Genomic DNA, 25902 nt, shown 5'->3' on the forward strand with positions numbered 1-25902 from the left:
TCTTGATCAACAGGGAACAGCCCATGCAACAACTCGCCATCAGCGCCTTTGGTGAACCAGAAACTCTTCAGCTACAGGAGGCGGATCGCCCTGATCCCGGGCAGGGGCAGTGTCTGGTTCGGGTGCACTTTGCCGGGGTGAATCCGGTGGATTGTAAAACCCGGGCGGGCCTTGGCTGGGCAGCAAAGCAGCTTAAAGACGCTCTTCCCTGGGTTCCCGGCTATGATATGGCAGGTGAGATCGTAAGCTGTGGGCCCGGAGTCACGGGGTTTGAGGTTGGGCAAAGGGTGTTCGGCCTGGTGGGCTTTCCGCACCAGGGAGGCTGTTATAGCCAGTACCTGGTGGCGGATGCAAGTGAGCTGTGCCCGGCTCCCGATGAACTGGTTCTGAGTAAGGCTGCGGCCCTGCCGGTGGTAGGGCTGACCGCCTGGCAGGGATTGTTTGAGCATGGCAGATTGCAAGCCGGTGAGCGGGTATTGATCCTGGGAGCTGGCGGTGCCGTGGGTCAGTTGGCGGTGCAGCTGGCGGCAGATTGCGGTGCCGAGGTGAGTGCAGTCGCCCGGGTCAACTACAAGATGCCGCTGATGATGCTCGGGGCGCAAGAGATCTATCAGGTGGCTCGGTTGCCGGATGGGATCGAAGTGGATCTGGTATTGGATCTCATCGGAGGTGATACCGCCTGTGAGATCCTTGGGAAGCTCGGGGCCTTTAAGCGAGTCGTCACCATCCCAAGCGTCAGTGTTGAACAGGTGACGGAGTGTGCAAGGACACGGGGGGCAGAGGCTTGCGGGATGATGCTGCACCCGGATGCAGATCAGCTGGCTGAGCTTGCCGACAAGTTGGCGTCTGAGCGAGTTAAGCTTGCGATCTCAGATATCTATCTCCTGAGTCAGGGAGTGAGAGCTCATCAACGGCTGGAGCGTGGCGGTGTGGGTGGCAAGCTATTGTTAAGGATGTTTGATGAGTGCTGAGGCCACTGAGGTGGGCCGTTCGACTCCTAAGCTGACAGATAGCCACTGTCACCTCGATTTTGAGTGCTTTGACGCTGATCGGGATACCTTGATCAGGGAGAGCAAACAGCTGCTGTCGGCGATCATTATTCCCGGCGTCGCATCGAGCAACTGGCGGAGGGTTCAGGCCCTTTGTGCCTCTGAGGGGGCTATCTGTATGCCGCTTATGGTATTCATCCCTTGTGGCTTGCCGGGGAGGGATTAAGCGCCTGTCAGGCCCTGGCACAGTTTCTTAAGCTGGGGGGAGAGGAATTAGTGGCTGTGGGTGAGTGTGGCTTGGATCCGAAGGCGCACGCCTCGGCTGAGCTGCAAACAGAGTCTCTGCTGACTCAGCTCAAACTGGCTGAGGATTTTTGTCTGCCGCTGATCTTGCATGGGCGGCGTCCGGTTCACGATGAAACTCTTAAGTTGCTGCGCCGGGTAAGGCCCTCCAGAGGCGGGGTGATCCATGGTTTTTCCGGCTCGCTGCAGCAGGCCCGTCACTATATTGAGCTTGGATTTAAGCTCGGGGTCGGCGGGGTCATTACCTATCCCAGAGCCAACAAGACCCGAACGGTTTTTCGCGAGCTGGAGCTGGAGCACCTGTTGCTGGAGACCGACTCTCCGGATATGCCGCTGGCGGGCTATCAGGGGCAACGTAACGAACCACTGAGAGTGGTTGAGGTGTTCGCTGAACTGTGTCGGATTCGGGGAGAAACTCAGCAAACAGTTGGCGGGCAGCTTGAGCAAAACGTGCAGGATCTGTTCGGGATCTAGGTAATTTTTAGTTACAGAGGGCAAACACTTTGTTGATCCAGGTTCAGATCCATTATCAATTCTCTTCCTAAACTTCGATCTATCTCCCACTCTTTCATATTTGGCTTTACCTTTGGTTTTTCTTCAAATAGAGTCCATTTTCCGAAAGAATTAGCCTTAAATTTAATCCGCAAAGGACCCTGTTTTTCGGGCTACACTGGTAGGGCTGCTCAGAGGATAAAAAAAATACAGCCTAAAAAAACAGCGGTTTACGTGTATTTTATGTAAGCTAATTTTTCCATTGTTGTTAAACTTGAAGCAGGATTAGCCGAAAAGTGTGAGCCCTGGCCGATTTTGAAAGCAAGGAGGCAAAATGAGCCAGGCTAGAGTGCGTAAAAGCTCTTTATTTGGGCTATTACTGTATGGAAGGTTAACCGAGAGGAAATAAAAACTATGAGTCTAATCATGGGCATCGTGGGTGCTCTCTTTCTTATCGGAGTGGCGATACTATTTTCCGATAATAGACGAGCGATCCGCTTTCGAACCGTATTTGGAGCGTTTGTAATCCAGGCGTGTATTGGAGCCTTTGTCCTCTACATCCCTATCGGCAAGGATATTCTGAAAGCGATCTCAGACGCTGTATCCCAGGTGGTGAACTACGCACAGGATGGTATCAACTTCCTGTTTGGCGGCCTGGTCAGTGGCAAGATGTTTGAGGTATTTGGCGGAGGCGGCTTTGTATTCGCTTTGCGGGTCCTGCCGGTCATCGTCTTCTTCTCCTCATTGATCGCGGTGCTCTATTACCTGGGGATCATGCAGTGGGTGATCAAGCTTCTTGGTGGCGCCCTGCAAAAAATTCTGGGAACCTCTCGTACCGAATCCCTTTCCGCAACGGCGAATATCTTCGTCGGGCAAACAGAAGCTCCGCTGGTGGTGCGCCCTTATATCAATCGCATGACTCAATCTGAGCTGTTTGCGGTGATGTGTGGTGGTCTGGCTTCGATTGCCGGTTCCGTTCTGGCGGGCTACGCGGCGATGGGGGTCAAGATGGAGTATCTGGTGGCGGCATCCTTCATGGCTGCGCCCGGGGGACTCTTGTTTGCTAAGCTCCTCAAGCCCGAGACCGAGACCCCGGACTATGACGAGTCGGCGGCTGAGCCTGAGGTAGATGATAAACCTGCCAATGTCATTGATGCTGCGGCTGCGGGTGCCTCCTCAGGGATGCACCTGGCGCTCAACGTTGGCGCTATGTTGCTGGCCTTTATCGGTCTGATTGCCTTGTGTAACGGCATCATAGGTGGTGTTGCTGGTTGGTTTGATTATGGAAGTGGTGCGATTGATGCCGCTTATCAGCACCTTGAAACCCTGGCCGCTGCTGCGACTCTGTCTCCCGAACTACATGGGTTGATGCAGGTGCTCGCTAAGTCGGTTGGTGATATGGCACGACCGGAGATCGCAGCGACAGCTAAGCAGATTGCTGCCTCGGCAAGCTCCGATGATATTAAGAATGCAGCCATGTCTCTGGCGAAGGCGACCGATATCAAGCTTGGCCTGGAGACCATCCTCGGCTGGATCTTTGCTCCGGTTGCCTTCCTGATCGGGGTGCCCTGGGGTGAAGCGACAACGGCAGGCTCCTTCATCGGGCAAAAGGTCATCCTGAATGAATTTGTTGCCTATGCCAACTTTGTCCCTTACCTGCATGGTAGTGAGATAGTGGCAACCACTCAGCAGGTGATGAGTGAGCATACCAAGGCGATCATCTCCTTCGCTCTGTGTGGATTCGCAAACCTTGCATCTGTAGCCATCCTGTTGGGTGGTCTGGGTGGAATGGCTCCGAGTCGCCGTGGTGAGATCGCTAAATTTGGTCTCAAGGCGGTGTTGGCCGGAACCTTGTCTAACCTGATGTCTGCTTCCATTGCCGGGTTCTTCCTGGCCCTTGGCTAAAGCGTTAGTATGTGACGAAAGGGAGCGCCAGGCGCTCCCTTTTTTATTGCCGACTCTCACCCTGGCTACTCTTGCGGCTTGCTGATTTAGCCATCGGGATAGCCCCTTCAAGGGGGTTATTTACTGGTCTGAAGAGCTCAAAATAACTCTGTAATTTGTGAGCTGCCTCTAAAAAAATATCAAATGATCGGTTTGGCCTTGCATCTTGTGGGCAAAGCGGGTTGAATAGTCGCTCGTAGGATTTTGCGTAGACAGACCAACCGGATTTGTCTCCGATGTCGGTTTTCAGCAACGGATGCTGAGGGACACGGAACCAGGCAATGGTTGAATGAACTGTTTACTTCACTAACACTCCAAAGAGTGTTGGCGGTCAAAAGGATTTGAGTTGGGAGCCCAGGCTATTGCCCTGGTGTTTTCAAACCTTCACGGAACTAAGTCCGCAATGTTTCTAGTGGATATCTGCCTGTGGGAAACAGGGTAGATCCCTATTGGGAATTATTGCTGGGCTCTTGTCTGAACTAGTCGAGTTATATCCCAGATTTTTATTTCCTTTGGCCCGAAGTGGTGATGAGTGCCGTTTGTGTACTTAATGAACCTTTGGTAGGGTCAATGGCGCGTATTTTTCAATTTTTGACTTGGAGATAGCTATGACCGATCTGAAAAAAACAGCACAACTGGCGCTGAATTTGATGGATCTGACGACTTTGAATGATGACGATACGGATGCCAAGGTCATTGACCTGTGTCATAAGGCCAAATCTCCAGCGGGCAAGACTGCTGCGGTCTGTATCTATCCTCGTTTTATCCCGATTGCACGCAAGACGCTGCGTGAGATGGGTGCTGAAGATGTAAAAATCGCGACCGTCACCAACTTCCCTCACGGCAATGATGATGTTGAGATCGCTGTGGCTGAAACCCGTGCGGCCGTCGCCTATGGCGCCGATGAGGTGGATGTTGTCTTCCCGTTCCGCGCCCTGATGGCTGGCAACGAGCAGGTTGGTTTTGAGCTGGTTAAGGCTTGTAAAGAGGCCTGTGGTGATGTTCTGCTGAAGGTAATCATCGAGTCAGGTGTCCTCGAGACTCCGGCGCTGATCCGCAAGGCTTCCGAGATCTCGATTGCGGCGGGAGCTGATTTCATCAAGACCTCTACCGGTAAGGTGCCTGTGAATGCTACGCCTGAGGCTGCTCAAATCATGCTGGAAGTGATCAAAGAGAAGAACCCTAAGGTTGGCTTTAAGGCAGCTGGCGGCGTAAAAAATGCTGAACAGGCAGCTGTATACTTTGAATTAGCAGAGGGGCTGCTGGGCAGTGACTGGATCGCGCCGGATACCTTCCGCTTTGGCGCATCCAGCCTGCTGAACAACCTGTTGCACACCCTGGGGTGTGGCGACAAGCCAGCGGATAGTGCCGGCTACTAATCGAATACTATAAAAATAAAAAAACCAAAGGGGGGGAACACTCCCCCAGCTACGGAAAACCAAAGAACACACGGACCCTACAACTCGGTGGAGAAGAACTAAGATGTATTTGCCTCAGGAAGTGATTCGCAGAAAAAGAGATGGCCAGAAGCTGACTGCCCAAGAGATCCGTTTTTTCATTAACGGCGTTGCAGACAACAGCATCGGAGAGGGGCAGATTGCTGCCTTTGCGATGGCGGTCTATTTTCAGGGAATGTCGATGGATGAGAGCACTGCATTGGTGATGGCGATGCGGGATTCTGGCATGGTGCTAGACTGGAAGCCGCTGGGACTGGATGGTCCGATCGTCGATAAACACTCCACCGGTGGGGTTGGTGATGTTGTATCACTCATGCTGGGACCAATGGTTGCAGCGTGTGGGGGTATGTCCCGATGATCTCTGGCCGCGGCCTGGGTCATACGGGAGGGACTCTGGATAAGCTGGATGCGATTCCTGGTTACCAGACGGCTCCGGATGAAGAGCTGTTCCGAAAGGTGGTAAAAGAAGTGGGGGTTGCCATCATCGGACAAACCGGAAATCTGGCGCCTGCTGATAAGCGGATCTATGCAACGCGGGATATAACCGCGACCGTGGATTCTATCAGCATGATCACAGGGTCCATTTTATCTAAAAAACTGGCTGCGGGACTTGATGCCCTGGCTATGGATGTTAAGGTCGGTTCTGGAGCCTTTATGCCGAGCTATGATGCCTCCGAAGAGTTGGCGCGTAGTATTGTTGGTGTGGCGAACGGAGCTGGCTGTAAGACAACGGCACTTCTGACCGATATGAATCAGGTGCTGGCATCCAGTGCAGGGAATGCCGTTGAGGTTCGTGAGGCAGTGCGCTATCTGACAGGGGAGTATCGTAATCCTCGCCTGCATGCGATCACCATGGCTCTGGCAACAGAGATGTTGATTGCGGGCGGATTGGCGCAAGATGGTTTACAGGCACAGCAAAAACTGGAAGCGGTTCTGGCCAATGGCCAGGCAGCGGAAGTTTTTGGGCGAATGGTACATGGCCTGGGGGGCCTGTCGATTTCGTTGAAAAATACGATGGCTATCTGCCAAAAGCAGATCTGATCCAGCCAGTGTATGCGGATCTATCCGGTTATGTGACCGCGATGGATACCCGTGAACTGGGGATGGCTGTGGTCAGTATGGGAGGTGGCCGTCGTTGTGCCTCTGATTTAATTGATTACCGCGTGGGGCTGACCGATATTATCCGTCTAGGAGCATCGGTTGATCCGCAAACACCGCTGGCATATGTGCATGTCAATGATGAACAGACGTTTGCTGAGGCTGAGCGTGCGGTTCGGGCCGCTATCAGTATCACTGATGAGAAGCCTCAGGAAACGCCAGACGTCTACGCATGCATCCGCGCCGATGATGTGAAGTGACCGGAGACAATATCATGAAACGCGTATTTATTTTGATGATGGATTCTTTCGGCATTGGTGCCAGTGCCGATGCAGACAAGTTCGGTGATGTCGGTGCCAACACCATGGGACATATTGCTGAGCGGTGTGCTGCCGGAAAAGCCGACGAGCAGGGCCGTCAGGGGCCACTGACACTGCCAAATCTGAATAAGCTGGGCATGGGCCATGCTTGTGAACTGAGTTCGGGCTACTTCCCCGAAGGGCTGGATCAGGCACTGCAGCCTGTTGGTGCCTATGGCTACGCCAAGGAGCTTTCCAGCGGTAAGGATACGCCGAGCGGTCACTGGGAGCTGGCTGGGGCACCTGTCTTGTTTGACTGGGGCTATTTCACCGACAAACAGAACAGCTTCCCGCAGGAGCTGCTGGATGAGCTGGTTGAGCAGGGAGACCTGCCGGGATATCTTGGAAACTGCCACTCCTCCGGGACCGTGGTACTGGATGAGCTGGGCGAGGAGCATATGAAGACGGGTAAGCCTATCTTCTACACCTCGGCAGACTCTGTATTCCAGATCGCCTGTCACGAAGAGACCTTTGGTCTGGAGCGTCTCTACGACCTGTGTAAGCTGGCGCGTAAGCTGCTGGATAAGTACAACATCGGCCGGGTGATCGCCCGTCCCTTTATCGGCACTAAGCCCGGCGAGTTCCGCCGTACCGGTAACCGTCACGACTATTCGGTACCACCTCACATGCCGACCCTGCTGGATCGCATGGTTGAAGCGGGTGGTGAAGTGGTCTCAGTGGGTAAGATTGCCGATATTTATGCTCATCGCGGCATCACCCAGAAGTACAAGGGAACCGGCCTGGAGCAGCTGTGGGATGTGACCCTTGAGCAACAGCAAAAGGCACCGGATAACAGCATCGTATTCACTAACTTTGTGGATTTCGACTCTGAATATGGCCACCGCCGCAATGTCGCGGGCTATGCAAAGGGCCTTGAGTATTTCGATGCCCGTCTTGCGGAGTTTATTGAGAATATGCAGCCGGGCGACCTGGTTGTACTAACTGCGGATCATGGTTGTGATCCAACCTGGTCCGGTACCGACCACACTCGTGAGCATGTTCCTGTTCTCTTCTATGGCAGTGAAGTAAAGGCGGGCGCGGTTGGTGAGCGTGACACTTTTGCCGATATCGGGCAAAGTATAGCGTCGTACCTGAATTTACCGGCTCTGGAATATGGAAAGAGCTTTCTTTAACGGTTTACAAGATAGAACTGAAAGAGGAATTTTAAATGGCAACTCCACATATTAATGCCAAAGAAGGTGCATTTGCTGATGTAGTTCTGATGCCGGGTGATCCACTGCGCGCTAAGTATATCGCGGAGACTTTCCTGCAGGATATCGAGCAGGTGAATGACGTGCGTGGCATGCTGGGCTTTACCGGTACTTACAAGGGCCGTCGCATCTCTGTTATGGGTCATGGTATGGGGATCCCATCGTGCTCTATCTATGCGAAAGAGCTGATCACCGAGTATGGCGTGAAGAAGCTGATCCGTGTGGGTAGCTGTGGCGCGGTTCGCGAAGATATCAAGGTTCGCGACGTAGTGATCGGTATGGGTGCTTCTACCGATTCCAAGGTAAACCGTATCCGTTTCAAGGATCATGATTTCTCTGCAATTGCAGATTACGATCTGGTTCACAACGCGGTTGAGGCTGCCAAAGCCAAGAAGATCGACGTTCGCGTGGGCAACATCTTCTCTGCGGATCTGTTCTACTCTCCGGATCCAGAGATGTTCGACGTGATGGAGAAGTACGGCATCCTGGGTGTTGAGATGGAAGCTGCCGGCATCTATGGTGTTGCTGCAGAGTTTGGCGCGAAGGCCCTGACCATCTGTACCGTTTCTGATCATATCCGTACCGGTGAGCAGGTTTCTGCTGCAGACCGTCAGACCACCTTCAACGAGATGATCGAGATCGCGCTGGAGTCTGTACTGCTGGGTGATGCGAAGTAACCTCTGAGCCGAACTCTAAGTTCACTCGATGATTGAAATCCGGAGCCTTAGGGCTCCGGATTTTTTTTGCCTTCAGCACAGGCTTCAAGGTCCGTTCAGCTTGTTAGCCAATTGGTTTCACCTTGGTAATCGATTGTGGTGCCGGATGTTCGTAGCTGGTAGGTTTTTTATCTCAGATTGGTAAATGATAACCATTTCCTTTGTGTGTTTATTACGAATGTTTGATAATTCATTGTCAAGATGACACTTTTCCTACGTGAAGCCACAGATCTAGACTGGTTTTGAAAGTTTTCCGTGGTAAAATTACGCGATTTTGGCAGGGGAACAGCTTGTTACGCTTTCGACAAGTTGCTTGCTAGCGCATATTTTTTAACTGGTTGAAGCCGATGAAAACAGTAAATAACGAAAACCCCGTAGATTGCCTGAGCCCTGAGGCGATCGCCGCCCTGGCCGAGGAAACAACGATCGCTAAGGCGACGAAGCCGATTGGTAAGTCATTTATGCTGGCGATTACCGCCGGGGTCTTTATCTCGATCGCCTTTGTGTTTTATGTCACGGTGACCACAGGTTCAGCTGGTATGCCCTGGGGAATGTCTCACTTTGTCGGTGCATTGGCGTTCTCCCTGGGACTTATTCTGGTGGTGCTTTTGGGCGCAGAGCTCTTTACCTCCTCAACTCTGACTATCCTGGCGAGAGCTTCAAACCGGATCACGACCAGACAGGTGTTGGGGAACTGGGTTCTGGTGTACCTGGGGAATTTTGTCGGTGCCATGGTGATGGTGGCGCTGATCTTCTTCTCGGCGCAGTTTATGGCGGATAAGGGGCAATGGGGATTGACGGCGCTTAAGCTTGCTCAGCATAAGATCCATCACACCTTTGTGCAGGCGGTGTGCCTTGGGATCCTGTGTAACCTGTTGGTTTGCCTGGCGGTATGGATGGCGTTTGGTGCCCGTAGTGCCACTGATAAGGTGATGGTGCTGATACTCCCCGTGGCCATGTTTGTCGCCTCTGGTTTTGAACACAGCATTGCCAATATGTTTATGATACCGACCGGCATCATCATCCATGCCTTTGCCGGGCCTGAGTTCTGGCAGGCGATCGGCCACTCACCGAGTGATTTTGCCGATCTCACTGTGCATAACTTTGTGCTGAAGAACCTGATTCCTGTGACCCTGGGGAATATCATCGGGGGTGGGGTGATGGTTGGCCTGGTTTACTGGGGGATCTTCCGTCGTAAGTACGCTCAGTGAGTTAGTGCAGCGAAGCGCTATTATCTATACCACTTCTCTGTGTATTATGATTTGCAGCTGCGCTGCAAGTGCCGGTGCTGACCGGCGGCAGGCAAGGCCGTTCTCAGGCATCCTGCCCTTCACGGCATTGATATATCCCTATATGGCAAAGGTGCTCCGCGCTTCTGATACACAGGGAAGTGTGAATGTCGCGTTAAACATGGATGTTGTTAGCGGCATGCATCTCCCGGGGCGCCCCGAACCTCACTTCCTCCTGGGCTCATCTAAGAGTTAAGGCATCACTTAGACATCACATCCATGTGGTGACTAAGCTCTCGCGATATCCCTATCGCTCAGCCTCAATACTTAACGGTTCGCCTCGGCGTTCGCTCACGGGGAGTTAGTCCCCGTCTATTTGCGCCGAAAGTTTCAAATAGGAAGCAGAGGGTGAGCGGCATGGACACCGCGAAAGGGCAACCAGTACATGGACGTACTGTTGGCCTGATCTGATATGCTATCCCTCTTCGGTGACCTTGACTTCGTAACTGTAGGTCTGTCCATTAGCCAAAATTAGCGGGTAGATAGCGGTTTGTCCAAGTTTGAGATTTAGCGTACCAAGATCGAGGTTGAGCATAGGGGAAGGTGCCATTGCACTTGATGTGGGTAGAGCAAGCTGGCTAGCGAGCTTAATGTGTGATATGTCCAGAGGTTTAACCAATACATCCAGCTTCAATTTATTATCGAGTAACATTTTAGCATTTATATTTTGCTTCACGATGATCGTGGGCTGAGCGTAAGCTGCACCGTTATACAGAATACGGGCTTTAACCTGGTAGTTGGGGTGGGCCATAACTGAGGTTGTGGCTGTGATTAAGCTCAGCCCTAAAACCAATAGGCTTTTCATGTGCAATCCTTATTAGTTTGCTGCGATTTATTATACGTTCAATAGATCGCAGTGTGTGGCCCCTTCTCGCTGAGCCGGCCTAATTGCTTTGAACGACTGAGTTTGAGCAGTGTAGCTTTGTTGAGTGTCCACTATTTCTGGTTCAGATCACAGCTCTATTACTACTTCACAGGGAAAATGATCGATTAAACTTCCTTTATTTTCCCTTTAGAGAAGCTCAGAAAGCTCTGAGCGAGGAACCTTAAGCGTGATACTTCTGGGCTTTCTGGGGATCCGCTTAAGTAAGGCTTTTTTCTGGCTCTGTTGCAAAAATTTAGATGAGCACAACTTTATTAATTTCTTTGACATCAATTTCTACAGAATTCCAATCTTTATCAATGTCACCTTTAATTTCGACCTTATCATAAGGCGTAACCACCTGTCCTTTCCAGTGTTTGCGATCAATATCTACGTTAATGCTACCTGTACTATCTCGAAAAATATATTCATCATTACCTACTTGCTTTTCGATATGGCCCTGGAGGGTTACCCAGGTGTCATCACTTTGCTCTTTTGCTTTTTCGACTGTGGTCAGTTCGTTTTTTGAGCCGACAAAGCCACCGGATGCGGCTGCTTCTATTTTAGATGACCCGTTAAAATCAGCGAAGGCGGCAGTACTGCTTAGAGCAAGCGAAGCAGCAATGATCGTCATTTTCTTCATGTGTACCCCTGATTAGATGAGATGTGCTCGAAATTGCAAGTCTATTAAATCATCAAAACCTTAAGAGATTATTAACAGGCGTTAAAAATAAAGCTATTCATCAAGCAAACTGCTCATGGATAACCGAGTAGGAGGCATGATTGCTCCTGCCGTCCTCTCACACCACCGGGCATACTGATCCGTACCACGGCGGTTCTCTCTTGGCCGACGACATTACAGGTGCGTGGATTGAAACAAGTTTCACTTTTTCGCTTGACCTCAAATGATTGAGTTATTGTTCAGCGCTCGCTGACGGGGTGGCAACCCCTCACGAGACAGGGCCAGTCATAGACTGGCCCTGTCTGTATCCGGCGGCCGGGGCAGACCCGGCCTGTGGGCAAGGATTACTCAGGGTTAGCCATCCACAGTATTTTTGATCACTCGCAGATCGAGCTCTTCGAGCTCAGCAACCAGGGAGTCGAGATCAATGTCGGCCGGGGTCATCAGATCAAAGTCTCCTTTAAAAACGCTTTGTCCAATCTCTGCGACGGCAAAGCGGTGACATTCTAAGTTAGTCACACTGACATCATAGCCATCAAAGATATTTGAGATATCTTTGATGAGCCCGGGTCTGTCCCTGGACTCAATGGTCAGCTGAAGCTCTTTGCTCTGTGAAGGGGCTGAATCCTCTGCCACGGGGTAGACAACCTGTAACCCCGCAACCGCCTTTAGCTCCTGCTGTAAGGCTTCAACTTGCTGTTCATCCGTTTCAATTTTTATGATCCCCGCGCACTGACCCTCGAGGTGACTGATTTTGCTTTTTAGCCAAATGCCCTGACGGGCATGGGTTTTTTCGGCAAGGATCCGCATTAATCCCGGAGTTTCTGGTCCCATGAGAGTCATTATGAATTGTTTTTTCATCGTCTATATCCTGCTATCGAGCCCGGGGTGCACAAGAGACCCCGGGCTTGGTGAGTTAACGAAATGCAGCAACGAGTGCGGGGATCCCCGGTAGCATCCCGACCACAGCCATCGCGATAAAGCAGATACAAAAAGAAAGCCCTGGAATTACTACTTTATCCACAAAACTGAGTGTTTTGGAGCGCTCTTTATCGCCGATTAATCCATTGTTATCCAATAGCATGGTTAATGACCAGCCAAAGACGGGATTAACTACCGCAGAGGCAAAGATGCAGATCCCGGCGGACTGAGTGTCTTTTGCTGATTTAACCATCAGCATACCCGCTTCCAGCAAGGGTAAAAATACCCCGACCAGCAGAGCGATACTCATCACAGGCCGCCACACCGTAATATCCATGGGATAGCCTATCAGTGCAACCAGCGCACAGAGCACCCCAAGTAAGATAGCGCCTCCGGGGATAGGACGTTTGGCGATCGCCGCCGGTATCATGTAGGTTCCCCAGGATGAGGTGATGTTACCTCCTCCAAGAAAGCCCCAATAATTTGACGGACCGAGCAGGCTGTCATGGTGTCGTCCACATCCATCAAAACTTTTTTGGCTTTTTTCGGGTAGTTCAGCTCCTGGAAAACCCTGTGTCCCAGGAAGTCGGGAGACCACATGGCGACGGCAAGAATGGCAAAAGGCAAAGATGCGATAAAGTGCTGCATCGTTGGCAAGCCTAGCTTCCAACCGGTTTCTGTGGATCCCCACCAATACACGGGGTTCAGGTTTGGTAAGCCGGGTTCGGTTTTAAATTCAAAGGGTGCCCCAAGCCCTAAGGCGATCACTACTGCGATCACTGAGCATAAGGGGATCGAGAGCCAGCGCTTGCCGATGCGAGCCAGGTAGGCATAAACCACAACATTGACCAGTAGCACAATGAAGGCGATATAGCTGAGATCCATTTCTCCGGCCCACTCGACCAGTGAGCCGATCTGAGAGATGGTTCCGGTGAGGCCCAGATAAGCAAGTAACCCTCCGGCAACGCCTTCACCGGTCAGTTTTACCAGCCTGGAGCCGCCCTTGGTAATACTCAGAATCAAACCAAAGACCCCGAGCATGATGGCCAGCGCCAGAGGGTGTCCCCCCGCGAGAGCTATCATGCCGATCAGTGGGATCATAGGTCCATGGGTTCCCGCCAAATTGGCCCGGGGGTTGAAAAGTCCTGAGGTCAGGATCACAAACAGTGAGGCGGATACCAGCATCTCAGCCCGGACATTCTCAATCACAAAGTCATCACTCAGGCCATAACTTGCTGCATAGGATGACATGATCGCTGAAAACATCACCGTAATACCGATAGTTCCTGCAATGGCGGGAACCAGATCCTCCCACTCAATACGAAAGTCTCTGCCGGGAAGGTTTAGCCGCCAGCGGCGGGGCTTCATTATGATGAGTTCATGATCAAGGTAATCTGAGCGCTTGGCAAACTCACTGCTTGGACGGTGCAATTCACGATAACTCTTTTCTTGATCAAGATCCTTGTTACTCGTATCCGTTTCGTGGGAATTATTGTTTTGCATAATTGCGTACCTTCTCAATAGCAGCTGCTATCTTTGCGATTGTTAGGGTCCCGGAGTAGGGTTTCACCCAGGGCCGGCAGTTGATCTTCGGGTTCATGAGCTTCAATGGGTGGGGTGCTACCCTCAGCGGTTGCAGGCGGAACTCATCTTGTATGTGCATCCGTGCCACCGAGCTGCCAAAAGTCCCTGTTCATCGCCTCATCTCTTGTGGATGACCAGCTCTCTTTTCTGGTTCTGTTCAGGCTTAAACAGGACTCATGAATGTCCGTGCTTTCTATTAACGTAGCTGCCGATAGGCGATTTTCAAGTGAAGGGAGGAATCGGTAGTCCATCCGGGAGTGGCTTGGATGGCAACATGGGAACGGTGGTGCTTCAGCTAAAATCGAGTCTTCTTAAGGAGCTTTAAAGGGGGGAGGTCAGGCCAGGAGGCTGGCCTTATTTGGATTAGGGGGCCGGAGAGTAGACCCTTGGCTGGCTGCGCTGGGGCAGGTGAAGCAGGTTTAAGCCATGTTTACGCGCCAGCTCGACCGCCAGGGTGGTCGGGGAGGCCATGGTCACCAGACACTCCAGGCCGCTACGAATCGATTTTTGCACCAACTCGATGCTGCAGCGGCTGGTCATCAGGACCACACCGGCACGGGTGTCGATCTGTTGTTGTTGCAATTGACCGATCAGCTTATCCAGGGCGTTATGACGGCCAACATCTTCTGAGCAGAACAAGAGCTCACCGGCACTGTCCATATAGAGGGCTGCATGCATGGCACCGCCCTGACTCTGGAAATCACGTACCCGGTCGCGAAGACCTTCGAACAGCTTGGGTTGTGGCAGGCGGGCAGGCTCCAGCTCGGGAAGATCGGGAAAGGCGGCACTCAGTGAATCTATGCCACACAGGCCGCAGCCGGTGCGTCCAGCCAGGGCGCGGCGATGAGCGCGAACCCGATAGTCTGCCCTATGGCTCAGGGTGATATCTGCGACTATGGCTCCTCCCTCCCACTGCCACTCGATATCCTGGACTTCGAGGCGGTTTTTGACGATTCCCTCGCTGATAATGAAACCCAGCAGGAAGGGCTCAATTTCGGTGGGAGAGATCATCATCACGGCATGGTTTACCCCATTGAGGCTGATGGCGATGGGCACCTCATTGACCAGTTCAACCGGCTGAGCCTTGTCGTCCTCCAAGGATGTATAGTTCATGGCAAGGTGGTTGAGCTCACAAGGCTCGGTGCTGGAGCGACACGACATAGAGAGTCCTTTTCTTAAGCATGGATTTTAATGATGGGCAAGTGTATCAAAAGATCAGGAATTCTCATGCTACAATTGGTCTGCTCTTTGTGATTTATCCTGAGTGACTTGGGGGAGAGCCTGGGGAATTTATGTGATAAAATGATTTGCATCAATAAATTTACCCTCTGTTTCCCTTAGTATTCAGGGCGATTATGGAATGAGATAGGGTCTGGTGGCCCTCTCGGTCTTCAAAACCGATGTGAGCTGTATCGGCTTAGGCAGGTTCGATTCCTGCCTCTTCCGCCACTTCCAGGATGCTTTTTCGCCTCTTTCAGTTTAAAATTCCGCTGAAATTCTGCTCGATCTCTGAATCGTGTCATAAAGATGTCTGAAATCAGTTCAAGGAATGTTGCCGTGTCCGCCAAAACAGCAGTCAATTACCGTCTTCCCCAGGTTGAGCAGCTTCTGCAGCACAACATACTAGTTCCTTATATCCGGATCCTCAGTCGACCCGTAGTGACCGAGATTATTCGCGCCCAGTTTGCCAAGATCCGTCAATCGCCGCTGTTTAAGGAGAAGGGAGTCGATGGAATTGATGTGCTGCAGCTTTTGGTGAAAGCCTGCGAGGAGCAACAACTGCGCCGTCAGACCCGGGTGATCAATGCTACCGGCATCGCGGTTCATACCAATCTTGGACGCTCTCCTCTATGTCCTGAGCTGTGGGACAGTGTGCGTCATATCAATACCGGCTATAGCAACCTGGAGCTAGAACTGAGCAGTGGTAAGCGTGGTGGACGCAACGGGCTGCTTTCTACTCTGGTCAATGCCTGGCTGGGCGCCGAAGATTGTGTACTGGTCAATAATAATGCCGCTTCTATGTACCTCATCCTGCATGCACTGGCTGCGGGCAAAGAGGTGATCGTTTCCCGGGGTGAGCAGATCCAGATTGGTGGCGGTTTTCGGATCCCGGATATTTTAGCTCTGTCCGGCTGTAAGCTGGTGGAGGTGGGGACGACCAATATCACCACCAGTGATGATTACATCGATGCGATCACCGAAAATACCGCCATGGTGTTGATGGTCCATCAATCCAACTTTTCGATTCAGGGGTTCACCGAATCACCCGATATCCAGGATGTGGCGCGTCGCCTGCCGGAGCATGTTCAGCTGGTGGTGGATCAGGGATCGGGACTGTCAACGGAGCAGTATGCGGACAGTGAAACCTCACTGGCGCGTTATCTGCAAATGGGGGCCGATCTGGTGTGTTTCTCCGGTGATAAGATCATCGGGGGCCCTCAGGCAGGATTTATCGCAGGGCGCAGTGAGCTCACCAAGATCCTGGCTAAAAATCCTATGATGCGCGCCTTCAGGCCGGGACGAATTGTGCTGTCACTGCTTGAGGAGCTGCTGGTTCGTAAGCTCAACCAGCTGGATTCAGGGGAGGGGGTTGCCCAGCACGCCCTGAATCGTGCACAGCAGACCCGGGAGCTTGCCGATGAGCTGGCTGCTCGCTGGCCTGGCTACGCCCAGGCAACACCGATGCAGATGCAGGTGGGCGGCGGCTCGATTCCCAGTGAAACCTATGACTGTTTTGGGCTCACTCTATCTTTGCCGGGTAAGGCGCAGCAGCACCTGGATGCCCTACGGGCTCTTGCGACCCCGATTATCGGCTATCTTCAGTCAGAGCGGGTACTCCTGAACCTGGCAACCTTGCTCCCTGAGGATATGGCACTGTTCCTGTCTCAGCTTGATTCCTATTTTGAGGCCCTTGGCGCACAGGCTTAATCAGATGATCTATCAGAATAACTCAGAGTCGGCCTATCAGGCTGTTGTTGGTTTGGCCGGACATGTTGATCATGGTAAGACGGCGCTGATTGAGGCGCTGACCGGCATGATGACGGCTCGCCCTCATGAGCAGGCGCTGGGGATGACCCAGGATCTGGGGTTTGCCCATTTTGCGGATGATGCAGGTAATACCATAGGGGTGGTTGATGTACCGGGCCATGAGCGCTACCTGCGTAACATGGTAGCCGGAGTCTGGCATCTCAATGCGTTGATACTGGTGATCGCCGCCGATGAGGGATGGATGCCTATGACCACCTCCCACCTGCAGGTGGCTCATGCGATGGGGATCAGCAATATCATCGTCTGTATCAACAAGAGTGATAAGGTTTCCTCCGAAGAGCTGGCCGAGGTTGAGGAGCAGGCTCTGGAGCATGTGATGGATATGTCCGGTCTGGTGCCTGAGCTCGTGAGTGTCTCGGCACTGAGCGGCGATAATATCCCTGAGCTTAGGGAGCTAATCATTGAGACCCTGACCCAAGATCTTTGTGTGCCTTGTGTAGATTCTGATCAGCCAAAGATAGAGGCTGAGCCTTTACTCTATGTGGATCGGGCATTTGTGGTTAATGGGATTGGGACCGTGGTTACAGGCACCCTGGCCCAGGGAATACTCTCTATTGGTGATAAGGTGCGCTGTTACCCATCAGGCCTTTTGGGAACTGTGCGCTCACTGCAGGCCTATCACCGCCAGCTTGAAAGCGTCTCCGGAACCTGCCGGGTCGCAGTGAATATCAAGGGGCTGACCCGTAAAGAGGTTGAGCGGGGTCACCTGGTGACCGGGCGTGAGCAGAAGATAGCTCAGTGTGAACAGTGCCTGGTACGACTCAATCCCTCGGAGGATGAGCCATCGGCGAAACGACAGCGGGAGGTTGAGGTTGCGATTGGTACCTGGCATGGCTTTGCAAAGCTCTGCTATATCCCCAACACCAACCTGGCGCGGTTGATATTTAAAAAGCCGGTCTCGCTGCAGTTTGCCCAACGGCTGGCGATGATTCAAAAAGGCGGGAGCCGCCTGTTGCACGGTGCTCAGGTGGTATGGACCGACTTTATTCCCTCCTATCAGAAGCGCCGTATCTACACAGCTCTTAATGAATTGCCAGAGAGCCTGACGGCGGAAGCTCTGCCACAGCTGCTGCTTAGCCTGCAAGGATATTTTGATGTCGAGCAGATCGCAGGAGATAGCGACTGTCAGGGCGTGACCCTTGGTCCTTATCTGTTTGAATCTGACTGGCTAGCCAGGGCTCAGGAAAATATTTTGCAGCGCCTTGATAAGGGGTTGTCGCTCAGTAGCGTCGAGCTCAGCGATCAGCTGGAGATCGAAGAGCCGGTGTTGAATGTCATCATGCAGGAGCTCAAGCAGCGGCAGATCGTACACCTCAGTTATGGCAAATGGCGTCATGGGGAGGGGGATAATGAGGATGAACTTCCCACAGAGGCGCTAACCCTGTTGCAGCAAACCCGCGATTGCGGCAAGGCGGGGCTTGAGCTTTCCAAGATAAAACTGGCTCCGGGCTCCAAGAAGTGGCTGCGCCAGCTATGCCACCAGAAATATATTACCGCACTGGATGAAAGCATCTATTACGACATGGGGATCTACCGGGAGATGATCCAGGCGGTGGTCGCCGATCACCAGAGTCAGGATCGGATCTCGATGGGGGATATCAAGGATCGCACCGGGCTGAGCCGTAAGTATGCGATCCCCCTGGCCAACCGGATGGAAAAAGATGGCTGGGTGCGGCGGGATGGGGATGAGCGAATCATCCTGAAATCCTGGGAAGAGGTTTCGTCTTAACCTGCGGTTGGCTGGTTTGTGCCTGCGGCACACTAATGCCGCTGCCGAGCGGCAGCGGGAAGAGGGTATTGCTTGTCCAATACCCTCTTCACTCCCAAGGACACCCCGGAATTTGCTTCATCCCCATGCTCCATCAGATTCACTAACGGACAGACAGAACGTCCCTGTTCTGACTGTCCTTCAATCACATCCATGTGATTGATACGTTCATCAACAATGAAGCATTCGGCGCAAATAAACGGGGCCCAACATCCCAGTCAGTTAGCTCGGTGGTGATATCTAAATTTTTTCTCTGTTCTGGTTTCAGCGCTGAAACAAAAAACTCCAGGAGAAACTGAAAGTACCTCGGATATCAAATCGAAGAGAGGAAGTTATATCCCTGATCTCGCTTACCCCTCGAAGAGCCTGAGGAAAAAAGTTCCGATCAGACAGTAATCCCTATATTGACTGCTCTCTCGAAACATCCTGTTTCTCGACTTTAAGCCTCCACGGCTCTCCTCGGAGCTTGCTCATGGGGAGCAAACTTAATATTCACTTCGATTATTATTTTCAGTGAGGTGATTGCTACAAAAACAATATCATCAATTCCTAGTAGGAATTAACAGTTATGATGCTCTTTAGATGGTAACTTTCGAAAATCAGTGATTATTTAATATTTATTCTGTGTATCTTTTCCTGTTTGAAAAAGACTGCGGCGACGCTTTGATTCAGTGTGGATCGGTCTGATAATGTACTGATATGAAGAGCTATTGAAACCCTGCTTTTCCATTGCTTTCAAACAGTTTTCTTCACCTAGCTCAGCGACGACAGCCTCTAAAACTTTTATGGCATCTTTTCTCGCTGTTTGCTCAGTCCTCCATTTTCCTGTTTACACCTTCTGCTGGATTATTTCGTCTAACACTGAGGGTAAATGATTTTTACCACGGAATGACATTGAGGGAGCTCCTTTGTTTCAAAAGGGCCATATTGCTCCTTTGAAAACTGGATTTCAATAAGACTAGCCATTGTTGGGGTATTTCGACATCTCTTGTAGCGAAGTCACTAATCCTATCTGCAGGATCGACAGGGATTCATTAAACTTACTTTTAGATCCCCTGGTGAGACCGTCCATGTGATACGACTCGGGTCAGCTGGCTTCATACTACTACTCTCCATGACCTTTGTCGGAGGTTGCTACTCGGTGCGCTCGGTAGCCAGCACAGCTGAAGCGACGATGACGGTAGCTGTTTCCCATTGGCCTCCACGAAAAATGACCACGAAAGATGGCAAGGTCTCTGGTATTGACGTCGACATTATGCGCGAGCTTGCCCGGCGCATGCAGATGCGGGTGATCTTCTATACCTGCACCTGGATCCGCTGCCAGACCATGGTTCGCTTAGGCTCTGCCGACTTTATCACCAGTGCATCCCGTACCCCGGATCGTGAGCCTTACTTTCACTTCATCGAGCCCAGCTATGCACCGAATGGGGGCTATGCCTTTTATGTTCGTGCCGACTCCGGGGTGCGGATCGAAAAATATGACGATCTTCATAAGCACATCATAGGGACCACCATGGGAGCCAAATATATGGAGGTTGGGGCTGATCCAAAGATCTACTGGGTGAGAACCACGGGAACCAGGGAGCTACTGCGTAAACTCAAGAGCAAGGAGCTGGATGTCATCATCGATTCTGCGGAGCTGATGGACTATTTTCTGAAAAATAATCCAGATGAGAAATTAGCCATTGCCAAGTCTCCCTATGTCTATATCACTCCTCAGAGGGCATATATGGCGCTTTCCAGGAGATCCGAGCTGGTTCACCTGATCCCCCGGTTTTCTACAGTGTTGCAACAGATGCTTGATGAGGGAAAAATTGAAGCGATTCTTGAAAACTACAGATAAAGATTCACATCTGATTAATTCTTATCACTGGCTCTTATCGGTATTTACTTCAAATCTTTCATCCGCAAAACAATCAATCACTCCATCCCCTTTGTCGAGACTCATTCAGGCATTCGACACTAGTGTCGAAAGATGTGATTAATGACACAGTTTTCCTATGGAAAATACCTGAGCGCTGATGTCTGGTATTTGTAACTATAGGAAATATAAGCGTTAATTTGAAGTTCAATTTCTGGCACGGTAATTGCTAATAAAGCGGTTTTTGCAATTGACTAGGAATGCCATGAAAAGCTTTGTAATTGCAGATCCTCAAAAGTGTATCGGTTGTACCACCTGCATGGCAGCGTGTTCAGACGTACACAAGAAGGAAGGTCTGCAAAGTCATCCCCGGCTTACGGTGGTAAGGCATAAGGATGCAACAGCACCCGTCATGTGTCGTCATTGTGAAGATGCTCCCTGTGCCACGGTTTGCCCGGTTGCGGCCATTACCAAGCATGAGGATCGGATCTCTCTCAATGAAACTCAGTGCGTAGGTTGTACGCTCTGTTCAGTTGCCTGCCCATTCGGTGCGATCGCCTTTGATGGGAGTCGTCCGGTTGCCATGGCGAACAGCTACGACACCTATATTCCATCGACGCCTCGTTCCAGCAACCCGTCAACCTCAAATCCTGTGGTCTTTGGCCAGGATATCCTGGCCTGGGAGCCAGGAGTGAAGAGTATCGCGGTCAAGTGTGACCTGTGTAACTTCCGGGAGCAGGGGCCCGCTTGTGTAGAGATGTGTCCTACCCAGGCGATTATGCTGGTGGATGAAGAGAAGGCCGCTCGCTCGCGCCAAAACAAGCGCGAAGACGCCGCGAGTGTCTCTCAGAATATAAGCATGGAGCAGTAGTCTAATGAATCCCATTTTATTATTAGCCTTCTCCGTTGGGTGTTACCTGCTGGCCAGCCTGATCTCCCTGTGTGGCAGCTCGTGGGAAAAGCCTGCGGTTAACCTCTCGGGCTGGATTGCAGCCATAGGCGCAGTCCTGGGGGTCATCTCTTCGGGTGCAGTGATCCTGACCGGAAAGGTGATTAGCACCTCTTTGCCGAGTCCCTTCTATTTTGCTGATTTCACCATCAACATGGATCTGCTTGCAGCCCTGATGGTACTGGTGATCTCACTGATAGTGCTGGCGGCGTCTATCTACTCTTTGCTTTATATGACAGAGTATGAAGGAAAGGGCGGCTGGGCCATCAGCTTCTTCCTGAACCTGTTTGTGGCCTCCATGGTTGCCCTGGTGGTTTCAGACAACGCTTTTTACTTCATCGTCTTCTTCGAGATGATGTCTCTGGCTTCCTACTTCCTGGTGCTGGCTGAGCAGAGTGACAAGAGTGTTCGCGCGGGGATGCAGTATTTCTTCATCGCTCACGCCGGCTCGGTGCTGATCATGATAGCGTTTTTCATGCTATATCGTGCTTCGGGCTCCCTGAACTTCTCCTCATTCAGCCACCTGAATCTTCCCGCCTGGGAGTCTTCGGTCATCTTCCTGCTGGCATTCTTTGGCTTTGGCGCCAAGGCGGGGATGATCCTGCTGCACGGCTGGTTGCCTCAGGCTCACCCGGCGGCCCCTTCTCACGGTTCGGCACTGATGTCGGGCGTGATGGTGAAGATTGGTATCTTCGGGATCATCAAGGTTGGCCTGGTATTCCTGGGTGCGACCCAGGCCTGGTGGGGCTACCTGGTGCTGGCATTCGGCGCCGTATCTGCAGTGCTCGGGGTTCTGTATGCCCTGGCTGAAAATGACATGAAGCGCCTGCTGGCCTACTCGACGGTAGAAAACGTTGGGATCATCCTGATGGGTGTTGGTGTTGGCATGATCGGAGTGGCGAACAACCATCCGGTACTGGCAGCCCTGGGTATGCTGGGTGCTCTGTATCACCTGCTTAACCATGCGGTCTTCAAGGGACTGGCGTTCCTTGGGGCTGGATCTGTAATTTTCCGCCTGCACACCAAGGATATGGATAAGATGGGCGGCCTGGGTAAGCGGATGCCATTCACTGCATTTGCCTTCCTGATCGCGGTTTTGTCCCTTGCAGCACTGCCTCCTCTCAACGGTTTTGTCAGTGAGTGGTTTATCTATCAGTCGCTGTTCTCCATGAGCAAACATGGTACGACCATCACTATGATCACTGGTCCGATTGCCATGGTGATGCTAGCGATTACCGGTGCTCTGGCTTGTCTGTGTTTTGTGAAGGTTTATGGTTTGTGCTTTGGTGGTGCTCCTAAATCTGAGGCGGCGGCAAATGCCAAAGAGGTGGGCTGGCCCATGGTGGTTTCCATGCTGTTTCTGGCGGCGCTGTGTCTGGTGCTGGGAATCGGCTCTCCCTGGATTGCGCCATTCATTGCGAGCATCGCCAGCACCCTGACCCAGACGGCTTCAATCCAGGTCGCTACCGGCATGTCTCTGCATCCCGTGAGTGCTTCCCAGGCGATTTTGTCGACGCCGGTCATCACCATCAGCCTGCTGGTTCTGCTGGTTGTTCCTGCTGCTATTTTCTCGGCTTTCCGTGGACACAAGCTGCAGCGACGTCATCAGGGCGATCCATGGGCCTGTGGTTACGCTTACGAGCAGCGTATGACAGTAAACTCTTCTGGCCTGGTACAGCCGGTTCGTCTGATGTTTGCACCTCTGTATCGTCTGCGTGAGCAGCTTGATCCAAGTGGCTGGATGAGCAAGGTTCTGGCGGGTAGCACTGCGGGAGCGGCATGGGTTGAGCCTATGTTTGACCGTTACCTGGTTCAGCCGGTCTGTCGGGCTGCACTGGGGGTTAGCCGGGGAATCAGCTGGTTACAGGCGGGGGATTTTCGGATCTACAGCCTGTACATAGTGATCGCTCTGCTGTTTTTGCTTTTCCTTCCTTTCTTATCAGGAGTTAGCTAATGCACGCACTTGAAATGCCGAGCGCCGGATGGATTGCATTAGCGATTATCCAGGCTCTGTTGATGTTACTGCTGGCGCCCCTGGCGACCGGCTTCTCGCGGGTGATCCGCGCTAAGATGCACTCCCGGAAAGGACCTGGTGTCCTGCAGGATTACCGGGACATCATCAAGCTGTTACGCCGCCAGTCGGTCGCTCCGGCAAATGCCGGGATGATCTTCTGGATCACCCCCTGGGTGCTGGTGGTGACCATGCTGCTGATCGGAATGGCACTGCCAACCATCACGCAAACCTCACCTTTCCCGATTGCCGGTGATGTGATCACCGACATCTATCTGCTGGCGATCTTCCGCTTCTTCTTCTCGCTGTCGGGGATCGACTCCAACAGCATGTTTGGTGGAATCGGTAGTGGTCGTGAGCTGACCCTGGGTGTTCTGGTTGAGCCTATCTTCCTGCTCTCTATCTTCGTGATGGCGATTGTCGTTGGCTCGACGGATCTGGGTTACATCAGTGAAGGTATGGTGACTCACTTCTTCCAGTGGCCGGTTGTGACTCTGCTGGCGGGTATCGCCTGTGGATTCGCCGTGTTTGTCGAGATGGGCCGACTGCCTTTCGATAGCGCCGAAGCCGAGCAGGAGCTGCAGGAAGGTCCTATCACTGAGTACTCTGGTTCTGGTCTTGCGATGATGGAGCTGGGCCTGGGGCTGAAGAAACTGATTGTGGCACAGCTGTTCCTGGCGATCTTTATTCCCTGGGGTAAGGCAACTGAGCTGAGCCTGGGAAGTTTGGCTCTGGCGGCGGTGATCCTGTTTATCAAAATGGTGGTAGTGCTGCTGCTGTGCGGTTGGGTTGAAAACAGTATGGCCCGTGTGCGCTTCTTGAAAGTCCATCGCCTGACCTGGTCTGCATTTGCTTTTGCAATCCTGGCACTGGCGTTCTTTGTAATTGGCTCATAGGGGCAAAAGAATATGGAAATGATTGGGTTATTTACCATATTGGTGCCTTTTATTGGTGCCCTCATCACCATTGCGGTCCCGAAACAGTCCGCGAAATGGGTTTGTCAGCTGTTTGCTGCATTGGCTACTCTGGGTACCTTTGCACTGGCCTACAGCTTCTTCCAGCAGGGTGGGGTTGCGACCTCGATTCCACTGCTGTCGATCGGTAAGGTTCTGATCTTCGGTCTGACCATAGATAAGGTCAGCACCCTGATCGCCCTGGCGGTTGTCGCCCTGGGACTTATCGTCACACTCTACTCCCTGGGCTATATGAGCATGGGGAACAAGGAGCACCCGGGAGAAGGGGCGCCACGTTATTATGCGTTCCTGCTGATCTTTATCGGTGCGATGGCGGGCCTGGTGCTCTCATCCACCATCCTGGGTCAACTGCTGTTCTTCGAGATCACTGGTGCCTGTTCCTGGTCGCTGATCAGCTACTACCAGAAGCCGATCGCCTTCCGCTCGGCTCTGAAGGCTCTGATCGTGACGCACATCGCTTCACTGGGTCTGTTCCTGGCGGCGGCTGTGCTGTTTACCCAGACCGGAACCTTCGAACTGACCGCGATTGCCGGCCTCTCTCCTGTATTCAAGATGATCGTGATCTTCGGCATCATGTTTGCGGCCTGGGGTAAGTCGGCTCAGCTACCTATGCATATGTGGCTGCCGGATGCGATGAATGCACCGACTCCTGTCAGTGCCTACCTGCACGCGGCATCCATGGTTAAAGTGGGTGTGTATATCTTTGCCCGGGCCCTGCTGTCCGGTGGTCAGATCCCTGAGATCGTGGGGGTTGTCGGCATCATAGGTGCCATGGTTACCATGATCTATGGCTTCATGATGTACCTGCCACAAAAAGATATGAAGCGTCTGCTGGCTTACTCGACCATTGCTCAGCTGGCCTATATCTTCCTGGCGCTGTCTCTGTCGGTGTTCCATACGGATAGTTCTGATCTGGCGCTTAAGAGTGGTATCTACTACATCTTTAACCACGCCTTTGCCAAGAGCCTGTTCTTCCTGGTTGCCGGTACCCTGAGCTATACCTGTGGTACCCGGATGCTGCCTCAGCTCAAGGGATTATCCGCAAGTCACCTCTGCTGGGGGTTGGCTTCTGTGTGGCCGCGATGGCTATTTCAGGTGTACCACCGTTCAACGGTTTCTTCAGTAAGTTCCCGCTGTTTGTCGCAGGTTTTGATATCTCATCTGCGCATCACTGGCTGACACCACTGCTGATCCTGGCTCTGGTTGAGTCTGTAGCCAGCTTCGCCTGGTTGCTGTACTGGTTCGGTAAGACTGTGGTGGGCGAGCCATCTGAAGAGGTACGTAACGCTTCACCGGTTCCTATGTCGATGAAGCTGGTACTGATTGTACTGATCGTGATGTCCCTGTTCTCAAGTGTCATCGCTTCTGCGTGGCTCAACTAAGG

General features: G+C 52.3%; 18 protein-coding genes, 1 tRNA gene and 3 pseudogenes. 17 read left to right on the forward strand and 5 right to left on the reverse strand.

Translation table 11 applies throughout. The features are described from left to right. The first annotated feature begins 23 nt into the window (after nucleotides 1-23). From DB847_RS03305 to focA, 9 genes and pseudogenes are all read left to right on the forward strand, one after another. The gene (locus DB847_RS03305; protein WP_159084362.1) at nucleotides 24-971 is read left to right on the forward strand and encodes an NADP-dependent oxidoreductase; all 948 of its coding nucleotides are present in this window, start codon (nucleotides 24-26) and stop codon (nucleotides 969-971) included. Then, nucleotides 961-1215, forward strand: a complete 255-nt coding sequence (locus DB847_RS26270; RefSeq protein WP_108649436.1) for a TatD family hydrolase — start codon at nucleotides 961-963, stop codon at nucleotides 1213-1215. Before DB847_RS03305 ends, DB847_RS26270 begins: the two co-directional genes overlap by 11 nt. Beyond that, the gene (locus tag DB847_RS03315; RefSeq protein WP_159084363.1) at nucleotides 1191-1766 is read left to right on the forward strand and encodes a TatD family hydrolase; all 576 of its coding nucleotides are present in this window, start codon (nucleotides 1191-1193) and stop codon (nucleotides 1764-1766) included. Before DB847_RS26270 ends, DB847_RS03315 begins: the two co-directional genes overlap by 25 nt. A 432-nt stretch (nucleotides 1767-2198) precedes the next feature. Next, nucleotides 2199-3689, forward strand: coding sequence for a NupC/NupG family nucleoside CNT transporter (locus DB847_RS03320; protein ID WP_108649438.1), 1491 nt, complete (start codon nucleotides 2199-2201; stop codon nucleotides 3687-3689). Between the two features lie 647 nt (nucleotides 3690-4336). Beyond that, on the forward strand, nucleotides 4337-5107 hold the full coding sequence (deoC, locus tag DB847_RS03325) for a deoxyribose-phosphate aldolase (protein WP_108649439.1): 771 nt from the start codon (nucleotides 4337-4339) through the stop codon (nucleotides 5105-5107). 103 nt (nucleotides 5108-5210) lie between these two features. Next, a pseudogene (gene deoA / locus DB847_RS03330) lies at nucleotides 5211-6543 on the forward strand (thymidine phosphorylase). Nucleotides 6544-6557: 14 nt separating this feature from the next. Continuing rightward, nucleotides 6558-7775: a phosphopentomutase gene (locus tag DB847_RS03335; protein ID WP_108649440.1), complete on the forward strand. Its 1218-nt coding sequence runs from the start codon at nucleotides 6558-6560 to the stop codon at nucleotides 7773-7775. 35 nt (nucleotides 7776-7810) lie between these two features. Further along, nucleotides 7811-8530 carry a purine-nucleoside phosphorylase gene (gene deoD, locus DB847_RS03340; protein ID WP_108649441.1) on the forward strand — a complete coding sequence of 240 codons (720 nt, stop codon included), beginning with the start codon at nucleotides 7811-7813 and terminating at the stop codon, nucleotides 8528-8530. Nucleotides 8531-8916: 386 nt separating this feature from the next. After that, nucleotides 8917-9780: a formate transporter FocA gene (gene focA, locus DB847_RS03345; protein ID WP_108649442.1), complete on the forward strand. Its 864-nt coding sequence runs from the start codon at nucleotides 8917-8919 to the stop codon at nucleotides 9778-9780. 493 nt (nucleotides 9781-10273) lie between these two features. Here focA and DB847_RS03350 read toward each other — a convergent pair whose 3' ends face one another. The 5 genes and pseudogenes from DB847_RS03350 to fdhD all read right to left on the reverse strand — a co-directional run bounded on the left by DB847_RS03350 (nucleotide 10274) and on the right by fdhD (nucleotide 15068). Next, entirely contained in the window at nucleotides 10274-10663 is a 390-nt protein-coding gene (locus tag DB847_RS03350; protein ID WP_108649443.1) for a hypothetical protein, read from the reverse strand. A 313-nt stretch (nucleotides 10664-10976) separates the two neighbouring features. Next, nucleotides 10977-11363, reverse strand: coding sequence for a YgiW/YdeI family stress tolerance OB fold protein (locus DB847_RS03355; RefSeq protein WP_108649444.1), 387 nt, complete (start codon nucleotides 11361-11363; stop codon nucleotides 10977-10979). A gap of 393 nt (nucleotides 11364-11756) precedes the next feature. After that, nucleotides 11757-12263 carry a glycine cleavage system protein R gene (locus DB847_RS03360; RefSeq protein ID WP_108649445.1) on the reverse strand — a complete coding sequence of 169 codons (507 nt, stop codon included), beginning with the start codon at nucleotides 12261-12263 and terminating at the stop codon, nucleotides 11757-11759. A 55-nt stretch (nucleotides 12264-12318) separates the two neighbouring features. Beyond that, nucleotides 12319-13826 (reverse strand): annotated as a pseudogene (locus tag DB847_RS25345) (DUF3360 family protein). A gap of 444 nt (nucleotides 13827-14270) precedes the next feature. Continuing rightward, complete coding sequence (gene fdhD, locus DB847_RS03370; protein ID WP_108649446.1) at nucleotides 14271-15068, reverse strand: formate dehydrogenase accessory sulfurtransferase FdhD; 798 nt, start codon at nucleotides 15066-15068, stop codon at nucleotides 14271-14273. 196 nt (nucleotides 15069-15264) lie between these two features. Here fdhD and DB847_RS24180 point away from each other — a divergent pair. The 8 genes and pseudogenes from DB847_RS24180 to DB847_RS03405 all read left to right on the forward strand — a co-directional run bounded on the left by DB847_RS24180 (nucleotide 15265) and on the right by DB847_RS03405 (nucleotide 25900). Then, nucleotides 15265-15356 (forward strand) — tRNA-Sec (locus DB847_RS24180). Nucleotides 15357-15464: 108 nt separating this feature from the next. After that, nucleotides 15465-16835 carry an L-seryl-tRNA(Sec) selenium transferase gene (selA, locus tag DB847_RS03375; RefSeq protein WP_234418504.1) on the forward strand — a complete coding sequence of 457 codons (1371 nt, stop codon included), beginning with the start codon at nucleotides 15465-15467 and terminating at the stop codon, nucleotides 16833-16835. A 4-nt stretch (nucleotides 16836-16839) separates the two neighbouring features. Further along, a complete protein-coding gene (gene selB / locus DB847_RS03380) occupies nucleotides 16840-18684 on the forward strand; it encodes a selenocysteine-specific translation elongation factor (RefSeq protein ID WP_108649447.1) in 1845 nt (614 codons plus the stop codon). A gap of 1111 nt (nucleotides 18685-19795) precedes the next feature. Beyond that, a complete protein-coding gene (locus tag DB847_RS03385) occupies nucleotides 19796-20566 on the forward strand; it encodes a substrate-binding periplasmic protein (RefSeq protein WP_159084364.1) in 771 nt (256 codons plus the stop codon). A gap of 283 nt (nucleotides 20567-20849) precedes the next feature. Then, on the forward strand, nucleotides 20850-21455 hold the full coding sequence (locus DB847_RS03390) for a 4Fe-4S dicluster domain-containing protein (protein WP_108649449.1): 606 nt from the start codon (nucleotides 20850-20852) through the stop codon (nucleotides 21453-21455). A 4-nt stretch (nucleotides 21456-21459) separates the two neighbouring features. Further along, complete coding sequence (gene hyfB, locus DB847_RS03395; RefSeq protein WP_108649450.1) at nucleotides 21460-23487, forward strand: hydrogenase 4 subunit B; 2028 nt, start codon at nucleotides 21460-21462, stop codon at nucleotides 23485-23487. Next, nucleotides 23487-24440, forward strand: coding sequence for a respiratory chain complex I subunit 1 family protein (locus DB847_RS03400; protein ID WP_108649451.1), 954 nt, complete (start codon nucleotides 23487-23489; stop codon nucleotides 24438-24440). Before hyfB ends, DB847_RS03400 begins: the two co-directional genes overlap by 1 nt. Nucleotides 24441-24458: 18 nt before the next feature. Then, nucleotides 24459-25900: pseudogene (locus DB847_RS03405) on the forward strand (hydrogenase 4 subunit D). Nucleotides 25901-25902: the final 2 nt, after the last annotated feature.

The sequence above is a fragment of the Dongshaea marina genome (assembly GCF_003072645.1).
GTDB lineage: Bacteria > Pseudomonadota > Gammaproteobacteria > Enterobacterales > Aeromonadaceae > Dongshaea > Dongshaea marina.